The sequence below is a fragment of the Olleya marilimosa CAM030 genome, assembly GCF_000518485.1.
Classification (GTDB): Bacteria; Bacteroidota; Bacteroidia; order Flavobacteriales; family Flavobacteriaceae; genus Olleya; species Olleya marilimosa.
Genome location: NZ_KI912443.1, coordinates 341725 through 355771, shown reverse-complemented (window position 1 = coordinate 355771; position 14047 = coordinate 341725). Strand labels below are relative to the sequence as shown.

9 protein-coding genes and 1 tRNA gene are annotated in these 14047 nt (G+C 34.3%); 4 read left to right on the top strand and 6 right to left on the bottom strand.

What is annotated here, in order from left to right:
• Together M890_RS0115510 and M890_RS0115505 are read left to right on the top strand one after the other, a co-directional pair.
• On the top strand, window positions 1-1980 hold the full coding sequence (locus M890_RS0115510; RefSeq protein WP_028284395.1) for a urocanate hydratase: 1980 nt from the start codon (window positions 1-3) through the stop codon (window positions 1978-1980).
• 23 nt (window positions 1981-2003) lie between these two features.
• Window positions 2004-2549, top strand: coding sequence for a DUF4136 domain-containing protein (locus M890_RS0115505; RefSeq protein ID WP_028284394.1), 546 nt, complete (start codon window positions 2004-2006; stop codon window positions 2547-2549).
• A 54-nt stretch (window positions 2550-2603) separates the two neighbouring features.
• Here the strand turns inward: M890_RS0115505 and M890_RS0115500 are convergent, their stop codons facing one another.
• The 5 genes from M890_RS0115500 to M890_RS0115480 all read right to left on the bottom strand — a co-directional run bounded on the left by M890_RS0115500 (window position 2604) and on the right by M890_RS0115480 (window position 7521).
• Complete coding sequence (locus M890_RS0115500; RefSeq protein WP_028284393.1) at window positions 2604-2933, bottom strand: thermonuclease family protein; 330 nt, start codon at window positions 2931-2933, stop codon at window positions 2604-2606.
• A gap of 90 nt (window positions 2934-3023) precedes the next feature.
• Window positions 3024-5333 carry a M1 family metallopeptidase gene (locus tag M890_RS0115495; RefSeq protein ID WP_028284392.1) on the bottom strand — a complete coding sequence of 770 codons (2310 nt, stop codon included), beginning with the start codon at window positions 5331-5333 and terminating at the stop codon, window positions 3024-3026.
• A 63-nt stretch (window positions 5334-5396) separates the two neighbouring features.
• The gene (locus tag M890_RS0115490; RefSeq protein ID WP_028284391.1) at window positions 5397-5897 is read right to left on the bottom strand and encodes a DUF6702 family protein; all 501 of its coding nucleotides are present in this window, start codon (window positions 5895-5897) and stop codon (window positions 5397-5399) included.
• 60 nt (window positions 5898-5957) lie between these two features.
• The gene (locus M890_RS0115485; RefSeq protein WP_028284390.1) at window positions 5958-6725 is read right to left on the bottom strand and encodes a peptidase associated/transthyretin-like domain-containing protein; all 768 of its coding nucleotides are present in this window, start codon (window positions 6723-6725) and stop codon (window positions 5958-5960) included.
• Entirely contained in the window at window positions 6712-7521 is an 810-nt protein-coding gene (locus M890_RS0115480) for a carboxypeptidase-like regulatory domain-containing protein (RefSeq protein ID WP_036597761.1), read from the bottom strand. Before M890_RS0115480 ends, M890_RS0115485 begins: the two co-directional genes overlap by 14 nt.
• Window positions 7522-7630: 109 nt before the next feature.
• Between M890_RS0115480 and pepE the strand changes: the two genes are divergently transcribed.
• A complete protein-coding gene (gene pepE, locus M890_RS0115475) occupies window positions 7631-8338 on the top strand; it encodes a dipeptidase PepE (protein WP_051437566.1) in 708 nt (235 codons plus the stop codon).
• Between the two features lie 135 nt (window positions 8339-8473).
• Here pepE and M890_RS0115465 read toward each other — a convergent pair.
• Window positions 8474-8546 (bottom strand) — tRNA-Gly (locus tag M890_RS0115465).
• Between the two features lie 171 nt (window positions 8547-8717).
• Between M890_RS0115465 and M890_RS16320 the strand changes: the two genes are divergently transcribed.
• Window positions 8718-14047: beta strand repeat-containing protein (locus tag M890_RS16320; protein WP_036597758.1), on the top strand; the 5330-nt coding region annotated here is incomplete at its 3' end.

Genomic DNA, 14047 nt, shown 5'->3' with positions numbered 1-14047 from the left:
ATGACATTTAAAGAGCAAATATTACAAGGGATTCCAGATAATTTACCAGAAGCAAAACCTTTTGACCCTTCCATAAATCACGCGCCTAAACGTAAAGCAATATTAAGCAGTGAGGAGACAAAATTAGCTTTACGAAATGCCTTACGTTATTTTGACAAAAAACATCATAAAACATTATTACCAGAATTTAAAGCAGAATTAGATACTTACGGTCGTATCTATATGTATCGTTTTAGACCGGAATATAAGATGTATGCTAGACCAATATCTGAGTATCCTGCACAATCCAAACAAGCAGCTGCTATTATGTTAATGATTCAAAATAATTTGGATTATGCAGTTGCACAACATCCACATGAGTTAATTACTTATGGTGGTAATGGTGGTGTGTTTTCCAATTGGGCACAATATTGCTTAACCATGAAGTATTTGGCAGAGATGAATGATGAGCAAACTTTAGTCATGTACTCTGGTCATCCAATGGGATTATTCCCTAGTCACAAAGAAGCACCAAGAGTAGTCGTTACAAATGGAATGATGATACCTAACTACTCTAAACCAGATGATTGGGAAAAATTTAATGCCTTAGGTGTTACGCAATATGGTCAAATGACTGCTGGAAGTTATATGTACATAGGTCCACAAGGGATTGTACACGGAACAACAATAACTGTTTTAAACGGATTTAGGAAAATTAAAAAAGAACCTAAAGGCCATTTATTTGTAACCTCAGGACTTGGCGGAATGTCTGGTGCGCAACCTAAGGCTGGTAACATTGCTGGCTGTATTACTGTTTGTGCAGAAGTCAATCCAAAAATCACACAAGTACGTTTAGATCAAGGCTGGATTGATGAGAAGATTATGGATTTAAATGAATTAGTCTCTCGTGTTAATAAGGCTAAAGCCGAAAAAGAAACCATTTCCATTGCTTATTTAGGAAATATTGTTGATGTCTGGGAAAAATTTGATGAAGCTAATATACATATTGATTTAGGTAGTGATCAAACCTCATTACACAACCCTTGGGCTGGAGGGTACTATCCTGTAGGCATTACTTTTGACGAAGCTAATATTATGATGGCCAATCAACCCGAATTATTTAAAGAAAAAGTACAAAACACATTGCGTCGTCATGCTAATGCTATTAACAAACACACAGCAAAAGGCACTTACTTTTTTGACTACGGAAATGCCTTTTTATTAGAAGCATCAAGAGCTGGAGCAGATATTATGGCTGATAACGGTATTGATTTTAAATACCCTAGTTATGTGCAAGATATTATGGGTCCTATGTGCTTTGATTATGGATTTGGGCCTTTTAGATGGGTTTGTGCTTCTGGTAAACCGGAGGATTTAGCAAAAACAGATGCAATAGCTTGTCAAGTTTTAGAAGAAATAAAGCAACATTCTCCTGAAGAAATCCAACAACAAATGTCCGATAACATACAATGGATAAAAGGTGCACAACAAAATAAACTAGTAGTAGGGTCACAAGCAAGAATATTATATGCAGATGCAGAAGGTCGTATGAAAATTGCTGAAGCTTTTAATCAAGCCATAGCAAATGGAGAGATTGATACCGTTATATTAGGTCGTGATCACCACGATGTTTCTGGCACAGATAGTCCTTATCGCGAAACGTCTAATATTTATGATGGATCACGCTTTACAGCAGATATGGCTATCCAAAATGTTATTGGAGATAGTTTTAGAGGTGCCACATGGGTAAGCATCCACAATGGTGGTGGTGTTGGTTGGGGTGAAGTTATAAATGGTGGATTTGGTATGGTTCTTGATGGTACTAAAGAAGCATCAATAAGATTAAAACAAATGTTGTTCTGGGATGTAAATAACGGAATATCAAGACGAAGTTGGGCTAGAAACGAAGAAGCTATTTTTGCTATCAAACGCGCAATGGAGTCTGAACCAAATTTAAAAGTAACTTTACCTAATCTTGTTGATGATGCTTTATTAAATTAAGTTAAACTATAAATATTATCGCCATGAACAAAACATTACGAATTTTACCAGCATTGCTATTACTAATAGCATTTACCTCTTGTAGCTCAGTTAAAGTAGCAGCAGATTATGATAAAGCTGTAGATTTTAACAACTACAAAACTTTTGCTTTTTTTAAATCAGGAATTGATAAAGCCGAAATTAATGATATTGACAAACGTCGCATCCTTAGAGCTATTGAATCTGAATTATTAGCTAAAGGGTATACTAAATCTGAAAAACCAGACCTATTAGTCAGTATCTTTACTAAATCCAATCAACGTGTTGATGTTTACAACAACAATTGGGGAGTTGGTGCTTGGGGTTGGGGTGGACCTCGTTGGGGATGGGGTTGGAATATGCAACCTACAGTCTCTACTTCCACTCAAGGTGTTTTGTATGTGGACTTAATTGACGCAAATAAAAAAGAATTAGTTTGGCAAGGTCAAGGTACTGGATACTTATCTAAAAATGTAGATAAAAAAGAGGAACGCATCAAAGCTTTTGTAACTAAAATTATGGAAAAATATCCTCCAGGAATGGAACAATAGTAATAGTTTAAAATTTAAAAAAGCGACTACTTTAAATAAGTAGTCGCTTTTTTTTTATAACAAATAAGGCTTAGCATGACCATTATCTACTAACCATTGGTTTAACTCTAATCCATCCTCTAATACAATGTTGGCTAGATATCGACCATATTTACCTTGTTTATCCTTGTAAGAACGAATGGTTACTTCTTTATCCAATATCATATTCCTAACAATATCTCTAACCTTTCTACCTTCTTCTTTCTCTGCTCCTCTCATTTCAGGTGTATCAATTCCGTATAGACGTAATTTCATTTCTTGTGAATGTAAAAACCCTAAGTCAACGACAGCTGTTACCGTGTCACCATCATAGACTGCTATTATTTTTGCTTTGTATGTATACATAACTATTTATTTAGAATGCTAAATATACAAAATTAAAAAGCCCTTAAGACTTAAGTTTTAAGGGCTTATAATATTATAGCAAACTACTATTTAGTTTTTGTTTTGCTGTTTAAAGTTATCAAACTCACTAGCCTTCATTTCTCTTGGCCAAGAATTGTTAGACGTGTCAACATCTGCAGTTTCTAATTTAGGGTCTACAGTAATGCTTACAATCTCTTTTTCTGTTGCTAAGGTTTTGCTTACTTCTTTATCATTAAGTCTCCAGATTTGTGCTGGATACGTTTCTGTTTTAGATGTACCATCAGCATAAGTATACTCAACTATAATTGGCATCACTAATCCTCCTGGCTTTTCAAAAGTTACTTTATAAAAGAATTTTGGTTCTTTTATTTTAGCACGCTCTTCAGCAGTAAAGTTATCCATTACATACTCATTTAAAGTTTTAGAGTTTTCTAGAGCAGACTTACCTTTTAAGTTAGTATCAAAATCATCCGCACCTTCTTCTACAAAAAATACTAAAGGTGGTAAGTCACTTAACTTCATCCCTCTTTGCTCTGCCATTTTTTTAATTTCAGCATTTGGCTCGTTAGACACAAAGTATTTTTTAACCTCTTTAACACCTATATCTACGTAGTCTGTTGTATAAAACCAACCTCTCCAGTACCAATCTAAATCAAATGCTGAGGCATCTTCCATTGTACGGAAAAAATCTTCTGGTGTTGGGTGTTTAAACTTCCATCTGTTAGCATATTCTCTAAATGCATAATCAAATAATTCTGGTCCCATTACAGTTTCACGTAAAATATTAAGTGCTGTTCCTGGTTTACCGTATGCATTATTACCAAATTGGTAAGTATTTAATCCTTTAGTCATAATTGGAGCAATGTAATCTTGATCTCCACCCATATATCTTACAATGTTTGCTGCAGGTCCACGACGTGATGGATATGCTGTTTGTCCTTCAGATAAGGCATCTGGATACCATTTTCCAAAATCTTGTTCTGCTACATATTGTACAAATGTGTTTAAACCTTCATCCATCCAAGTCCATTGACGCTCGTCACTATTTACAATCATAGGAAAAAAGTTATGTCCTACTTCATGAATAATTACAGACATCATTCCAAATTTAGTTCTGTCACTATAGTTTCCATCTTTATCAGGACGACCATAATTCCAACAGATCATTGGATACTCCATTCCTTGCTCTTTAGCATGCACAGATATTGCTTTGTGGTAAGGATAATCAAAAGTCATACGAGAGTAAGACTTTAAAGTACTTGCTACTGCTTTAGTTGACCAGTCTTCCCATAATGGGTTTCCTTCTTTACCATATAATGATACTGCCATAACATCTTTATTACCAATCTTAACACTCATCATGTCCCAGATGTAACGTCTTGATGTTGCAAAACCAAAGTCACGTACATTTTCTGCGTATAACTTCCATGTTTTAGTTTTAGTTGCTTTTGTGCTTAGCTTAGCAATTGCTTCATCTTGAGTTACAATAACTACAGGCTCGTCATAAGATTTTTTAGCTTGCTCATAACGTTTCATCATTTCTTTTGAAAACACATCCTTTCTGTTTGTTAACTTTCCTGTTCCATCTAAAATATGATCTTCTGGAACTGTAATGTTTACTTCAAAGTTTCCGAAAGGTAATGCGAACTCATCACGTCCCCAAAACTGAGAATTTTGCCATCCTTCGACATCATTGTAAACAGCCATTCTTGGGTAAAACTGAGCGATAACGTATGCTCTGTTATCATCTTCTGGAAAATACTCGTAACCAGAACGACCTCTACCATTTACGTGGTCATTAATATTATACCACCATTTGATTGAAAACGAAAAAGACTCACCTGATTTTAAAACTGAAGGCATCTCTACACGCATCATCGTTTGGTTGATCATGTGTGGTAATGCATTACCTTTAGTATCTTTTACTTCTTGGATATTAAATCCACCATCAAAAGCATCGGTTAAGTATTTGTTTGCAAAGTTACCAGGTGTATCTGCTGGTTGTGCTGCGTCATCTTGAATTAATGGTGTTAAAGATGTTTTAGCACGCATGTTTTGATCCAACTGTACCCATAAATAATTAAGATTATCTGGAGAATTGTTGGTGTAGGTTATGGTTTCAAAACCATAAAGTTTTGCATTTGTGTCATCCAATTGGATGTCCATTTTGTAATCTGCTTGTTGTTGGTAGTAGGCAGAACCTGGAGCACCTGATGCTGCTCTGTACATGTTTGGTGTTGAAAACTCGTCATACAACTGTTTAAACTTGTTGTTGTTGGTGTGACCTGGTTGACGTTCTTTCTTTTCATTTTGGTCCTGTGCAAAAGCACTTACGGACAAAAATAAAGCTGAAAGAAATAAATACTTTAGTTTTTTCATTGTGATAGTTTGTTACTTTAAGAACGTGAATTTAACAAAAATTAACGTTGTTTAAAGTCTTTGTTAAAAGTTTAACAAACCTTTATCTTTCTCTGGTATCAACACAAAGGTTTTATTTTTGTCGTTAATATTAGTGCGTACAATGTTTTTTTGATCATCAAATAGATCAAACAATACTTTATTTTTTATTTCAAAACTCTTGATTGATGCAATGTTTTCGATTTCTAGATAACAATACATGATGTCATCATCATATTTTTTTCCAATAAATGATATGGCTTTAGCTTGACCATTTATGGAAATATCTATTTTTTCAAGCAAATACTTTTTAACATATTGATCTATAATTACCTCATCTTCATTATTATTTAAGGTAATGTTACTGTCGTAACGATTGCGTATTAGTTTTTCAAAATCGTCAACAAAAATTCTAGATATTATTTGTAGTGATTGTTTTTCTTTTACGTATTCTATTTGCGTGATACTTACATAATATTTGTGTACTGATGTAAAGGAAAACAGTGCAAATGCAATAATAAATAGTAGTTGTTTAATTTTTTTCATGAGTATAATATGGTTACAAATCTAATGGATTATAGACAAAAAGTATTCCAAAATTAGTATTTATTGTTTAGTAACTAAATTAGTATTGTATTGGTCTAATTTCTTTTTAAAAAAAGCTAAAGCATCTAAATTACTTTTGCTACAAACACTTCTAAAATCTGGATCTTCTTGTACAAAGTAAAAAAAATCTGTGTGGTGTTTTTGATCCAAAGGATTGTCTTTGAAAAAGTCTTCTTTTAAGTCATTTTTAAGTCTTACTAATAAGGCATCATCATTTTCTAGTCTTACAATTTCTTTTAGCTTTTTGGTACGACCTGATATACCGTTTAGCAAAGGATTTAATGGAATTAATCCACCTCCTGTGGTTGCTTCATGTAAAACCCTTTCGGCAGATGTTTTTTGTTTTCCTTGATAACCAGGTATACCGACGTCATAAAAATTAATTACTGGTTTAGCCTCTAGAAGCAACAAATCGTCTTCTAAATTTCCTGACAAAGACCTTTTTAAAAAAACTTCGTCTAATTGATTGGTTTGTAATTTTAAAGTGACTGCTATTGTTTTTGAAGTTATATCCTCTTGACTAACTACTTTGGTAAGTAATGTATATTGTACTGCAGAAAATATAATAGTATCGTTTAATTTAGCCTTAATAGTAAAGCTTCCGTCTTTGCTTGATGTTGCATTGGTTAAAGACGTTTTATTTAATATATGAATGCTTTCAATATCGTCTTCAGCTGTAATTGTTCCATTTAACTCAACAGTCTGAGCGTAAGCTGCTTGAACACTTACAAATAAAATAAAACATAAAAAGAGGTTAATTTTTTTCAACTTTCTCTTTTAAAAAATTTTTGCTTTGCGTGTTAAGATGCTCTATTAATTGCATCTCGTTACCTTTGTTTAGTAAATTAACATCAAAATTATTACTTTCTACATAGACCATAAAGGCTTCTACTTTTGCTTCTGGAATATTAAAATTGTCTGTAAAATATTTATGGTTATATGTATCACTTAAAGATGCTGATTGATATAAGACTTCTTTTGTCTCTTTTTTATTTTTATTTTTTTTACTAAAAATCAAATCCACTAAGCTTCCTAAAATTAACATTCCGTTTGCTTGGTATCGCAATCTATCATTCTGACTCATTGCTGCTAAATTTTCTACTTTACTATATTCATCATCAGCAAACTCGTAAAGACTTATATCACCAATTCCAAAATAAATAGCATCTAAATCTGGATTAAAGGTTTCGATGTTTGCAATGTCTTCTTCTAAAACTCCAGACAAATCATAAGGTAAAATAACAACCTCATCTAGCTTGTTAATTTGTTCTACTAAAAAGACATTCATTTGTTTAGAGTCTAAAACCTCCTGAGCCACTAATACCGTAAAATCCTTAAATTGTAATGCCGAAATACTAATCTTATCATTAAGTTTTGCACTAATAGTAAACTCTCCGTCAGCATTAGTTACTGTACCTTTATTAGACGAAGAGTTATAAACAGTAATACCCTCTAAATCTGGCGATGCGACAATAACCTTACCTTTAAGCTCTACTCTAGTACTGTCTTGCGCATTAGCAAAACTTAAAGCTAAAAGAAAAAATGCAATTATATATGATTTCATGATGGTTGATTTTAGGTAAATTAAAAACTTTTAGGCTAAATTATTATGTTAAGTATTAATAATCTTTTGTTAAAAGCTTCTAATACCTAAATTTACAAAAACTAAAATTATGAAGCAATTAATAATCGCAAGTACTTCAACACTTCATTCTGGTCAATATTTAGACTATTTATTAGATACATTAAAACTTCATTTTAAAAATATAGAAGACATTGTTTTTGTACCCTACGCTAGACCTAGTGGTATAACACATGATGAATACACAAAAAAAGCAGCAAAAGCTTTTGCTAAAATTGGTATTACAGTAAAAGGATTACACGAATTTAAAAATCCAATAGAAGCTATTACAAATGCTAAAGGTATTTTTACTGGTGGCGGAAACACATTTGTTTTAGTTAATGCACTGTATAAATTTAAGCTGATCAACCCCTTAAAAGCTGCTGTAAATAATGGTATACCTTATTTAGGCACAAGTGCTGGAAGTAATATTTGTGGTCTTACTATGTGCACTACCAATGACATGCCAATTGTTTATCCGCCAAGCTTTAAAACATTAAGCTTTGTGCCTTTTAATATTAATCCTCATTATTTAGATCCTAACCCTTCTAGTAAACATATGGGAGAAACTAGAGAAACTAGAATTAAGGAGTTTCATAAATTTAATACTCAACCGGTTATTGGACTTAGGGAAGGTAGTTGGTTAGAAGTTAAAGGACAATCTATACAACTTAAAGGCGAATTAAATGCTAGAGTTTTTGAACACGGAACTGAGCCTTATGAAATTGAAACAGACACGTTTTTAAATGAATTAAATTAAAGGTGAAATAATAACCTTTACATTAAACCTTATAAAGTCTTCTTTCATGTAATTAGATGTTATTTTATCATGATCATAAAGTAACATCTAACTATATTCCAAAAAAAAAGCTCCATCGTTATGATGAAGCTTTTGAGCGAGAGACCAGGTTCGAACTGGCGACATTCAGCTTGGAAGGCTGACGCTCTACCAACTGAGCTACTCTCGCATTTCCGGAGGCAAAAATAGTACTAATTGTTAGATTAACAAGTATTATTTTAATTTTTATTATGCTTTTTATCGAGTATTTCAAACACTTCATCGACAAGTAAAACTCAAAAGACTGTTTTTACGTAGATATAGAGTTATTACACATATGTTTACATCAAAAACCCCTAAGATGAAAAAAATTCTACTTCTTTTAGCCATCCTAATCACGACTAACGTGTTTGCACAAGTTAAGATTGGTGAAAATCCACAGGATATTGATCAAAATTCAGTCCTTGAATTAGAAAGCACGACCAAAACACTTGTTGTTACAAGGATTACAACAGCCCAAATGAACGCTATAACACCTCTTGAAGGTGCAATAGCGTATAATACAGATGAAGACTGTTTATTTCAATATAACAACAATGCTTGGAATAGCTTGTGTGTTGATGTTATGGCTAATGAAACGGTTACATCAATCGTATCAAATAACGATGGTACGTTTACCTATACAGACGAATCTGGATTAGACACCACAATTTCTTTTAGTGATGCTGATTCGGATAGCACTAACGAGCTTAACACAGGTTTAAACCTTAATGGCACAAATTTAGAATTAACTGATGCTGGCGGAACTATTACTGCTGATCTATCATCGTTAGATGAAAGTGCTGAAGTTGCAACTAATACTGCTAACATTAACAATTTAGAAGCTGAGCAAATCACGCAAAACTCTGCTATTACTGCTAACCAAACTGCTATTGCTGACCATATTACTACTGATGAAGATACTGATGCAACTAACGAGTTACAAACTGTAGAATCTACTGATGGCTCTGTTACAGTTTCTGCTAATGGTAACGACTTTGATTTAAGCATAACACCTTTTGATGATACAGCATTGCAATCTCAAATCACAGAAAATGCAGACGATATTGATGCGATTGAAGCCGAACAAATCACACAAAACACAACTATTGCAGACAATACTGCAAATATTACAACAAACACAGATAGTATTGACGCTTTAGAAGCTGAGCAATCAACTCAAAATACTGCTATTACCGCTAACGAAACTGCTATTGCTGACCACATTACTACTGATGAAGACACTGATGCAACTAACGAATTACAAACGGTAGAATCTACTGATGGCTCTGTTACGGTTTCTGCTAATGGTAACGACTTCGATTTAAGCGTAACACCTTTTGATGATACAGCATTGCAATCTCAAATCACAGAGAACGCTGATGATATTGAAGCTATTGAAGCCGAACAAATCACACAAAACACAACTATTGCAGACAATACTGCAAATATTACAACAAACACAGATAGTATTGACGCTCTAGAAGCTGAGCAAATCACGCAAAACTCTGCTATTACTGCTAACGAAACTGCAATTGCTGACCATATTACTACTGATGAAGACACTGATGCAACTAACGAGTTACAAACTGTAGAGTCAACTGATGGCTCTGTTACGGTTTCTGCTAATGGTAACGACTTTGATTTAAGCGTAACACCTTTTGATGATACTGCACTGCAATCTCAAATCACAGAGAACGCTGATGATATTGATGCGATTGAATCTGAGCAGGTTACGCAAAACTCAACTATTACAGATAATACTGCAAATATTACAACAAACACAGATAGTATTGACGCTTTAGAAGCTGAGCAAACAACTCAAAATACCGCTATTACTGCTAATCAAACTGCTATTGCTGACCATATTACTGCTGATGAAGATACTGATGCTACTAACGAGTTACAAACTGTAGAGTCAACGGATGGTTCTGTTGCTGTTACCGCTAATGGTAACGATTTTGATTTAAGCGTAACACCTTTTGATGATACAGCATTGCAATCTCAAATCACACAAAACGCAGATGATATTGATGCTATCGAAGCAGAACAGATTACTCAAAACACAACTATTGCAGACAATACTGCAAATATTACAACAAACACAGATAGTATTGACGTTTTAGAAGCTGAACAAATCACACAAAACTCTGCTATTACTGCTAATCAAACTGCTATTGCTGACCATATTACTGCTGATGAAGACACTGATGCTACTAACGAGTTACAAGACATTTCGCTAAATGGTCCTGAATTAGTTTTATCTAATCCAGCAACTTTCGGAAATGTTGTTGACTTAACTGGACAAATCACACTTCCTATGTTTGCAGATGGAGTAAATGCTAATGACGAAATATATTGGGATGGTTCACAATGGGTTTATGGACCAAGAGTAGCAACTGTTAACGGAAGCGTTCCTGACGAAAGTGGTAATGTAAATATTCCAATTGGAAACGTATACACTGGTCCTACAACAACAACTGGAGATTTTGGAACTATTGAAATTGGAGGAACACCTCAAGAAGGAGATATATATGTGGTAAATAGCGACGCTCCAGATCCTGCTCAAGTAGGAAACACATACATATATGATGCAGATAACATGGAATGGATTGCAATCGACCCTTTTAATGCAGCATTATACGATCCAAGATATGTAAATGTTACAGGAGACACGATGGTTGGAAATTTAGACATGAATGGGAATACTGTTACTGATCTTGGAAGTCCTATTAATGCAACTGATGCAACCCCTAAATCTTATGTAGATAATATTCAATTAATTGATAATAATAACGGGACGTTTAGCTTAATAAAACCTAATGGAACTATTGATATAGTTAGTAAAGCTACTTTAACCGAAAACACTGATGGAACTTATACATTTAGTAATAATGACGGAAACCCAATCACAATTGATGTTTCAGCCTTAGAAACTACAACTTCACTTACAGACAACGGAAACCAAACATTTACTTATATAAATGAAGATAATGTCTCTACTACGTTCTCTATAGCTGATAATGATAATGACACTACTAACGAGTTACAAACTGTAGAGTCAACGGATGGTTCTGTTACGGTTTCTGCTAATGGTAATGACTTCGATTTAAGCGTCACACCTTTTGATGATACTGCACTGCAATCTCAAATCACAGAGAACGCTGATGATATTGATGCTATCGAAGCAGAACAAATCACACAAAACACAACTATTGCAGACAATACTGCAAATATTACAACTAACACAAATAGTATTGATGCTTTAGTAGCTGAGCAGATCACACAAAACTCTGCTATAACTGCTAACGAAACTGCTATTGCTGACCATATTACTACTGATGAAGATACTGATGCAACTAACGAATTACAAACGGTAGAATCTACTGATGGCTCTGTTACGGTTTCTGTTAATGGTAACGACTTTGATTTAAGTGTAACACCTTTTGATGATACTGCACTCCAATCTCAAATCACAGAAAATGCAGATGATATTGATGCGATTGAAGCCGAACAGATTACTCAAAATACATCTATTGCAGATAATACTGCAAACATCACAACTAACACAAATAGTATTGACGCTTTAGAAGCTGAGCAAACAACTCAAAACACTGCTATTACTGCTAATCAAACTGCTATTGCTGATCACATTACTGCTGATGAAGATACAGACGCAACTAATGAAATTCAAACGGTAGAGTCAACTGATGGCTCTGTTACGGTTTCTGCTAATGGTAACGACTTTGATTTAAGCGTAACACCTTTTGATGATACAGCATTGCAATCTCAAATCACACAAAACGCTGATGATATTGATGCTATTGTAGCAGAACAGATTACTCAAAATACAACTATAGCTGACAATACTGCAAATATTACAACTAACACAAATAGTATTGATGCTTTAGAAGCTGAGCAAACAACTCAAAACTCTGCTATTACCGCTAACGAAACTGCTATTGCTGACCACATTACTGCTGATGAAGATACTGATGCTACTAACGAGTTACAAACGGTAGAATCTACTGATGGTTCTGTTACGGTTTCTGCTAATGGTAACGACTTTGATTTAAGCGTCATACCTTTTGATGATACAGCATTGCAATCTCAAATCACACAAAACGCTGATGATATTGATGCTATCGAAGCTGAGCAAATCACACAAAACACAACTATTGCAGATAATACTGCAAATATTACAACTAACACAGATAGTATTGACGCTTTAGAAGCTGAGCAAATCACGCAAAACTCTGCTATTACTGCTAACGAAACTGCTATTGCTGACCACATTACTGCTGATGAAGATACAGACGCAACTAATGAAATTCAAACGGTAGAATCTACTGATGGTTCTGTTGCTGTAACTGCTAATGGTAACGACTTCGATTTAAGCGTCACACTTTTTGATGATACAGCATTGCAATCTCAAATCACACAAAACGCAGATGATATTGATGCGATTGAAGCCGAACAAATCACACAAAACACAACTATTGCAGACAATACTGCAAATATTACAACTAACACAGATAGTATTGATGCTTTAGAAGCTGAACAAATCACGCAAAACTCAGCTATAACTACTAACGAAACTGCTATTGCTGACCACATTACTACTGATGAAGATACAGACGCAACTAATGAAATTCAAACGGTAGAATCTACTAATGGTTCTGTTACGGTTTCTGCTAATGGTAATGACTTCGATTTAAGCGTAACACCTTTTGATGATACAGCATTGCAATCTCAAATCACAGAAAATGCAGACGATATTGATGCTATCGAAGCAGAACAAATCACACAAAACACTACTATTGCAGATAACTCTGCAAATATTACAACTAACACAGATAGTATTGACGCTTTAGAAGCTGAGCAAATCACACAAAACTCTGCTATTACTGCCAACGAAACTGCAATTGCTGACCATATTACTGCTGATGAAGATACTGATGCAACTAATGAAATTCAAACGGTAGAATCTACTGATGGTTCTGTTACGGTTTCTGCTAATGGTAACGACTTTGATTTAAGCGTAACACCTTTTGATGATGCTGCGCTTCAATCTCAAATCACAGAAAATGCAGACGATATTGATGCTATCGAAGCAGAACAAATCACACAAAACACAACTATTGCAGATAATACTGCAAATATTACAACCAACACAGATAGTATTGACGCTTTAGAAGCTGAACAAATCACGCAAAACTCTGCTATAACTGCTAACGAAACTGCTATTGCGAACCACATTACTACTGATGAAGATACAGACGCAACTAACGAGTTACAAACTGTAGAGTCAACGGATGGTTCTGTTACGGTTTCTGCTAATGGTAACGACTTCGATTTAAGCGTCACACCTTTTGATGATTCAGCATTGCAATCTCAAATCACAGAGAACGCTGATGATATTGATGCTTTAGAAGCTGAGCAAATCACGCAGAACACTACTATTGCAGACAATACTGCAAATATTACAACAAATACAGATAGTATTGATGCTTTAGAAGCTGAGCAAATCACACAAAACACGACTATTGCAGATAACACTGCAAATATTACAACTAACACAAATAGTATTGATGCTTTAGAAGCTGAGCAAACAACTCAAAACTCTGCTATTACCGCTAACGAAACTGCTAT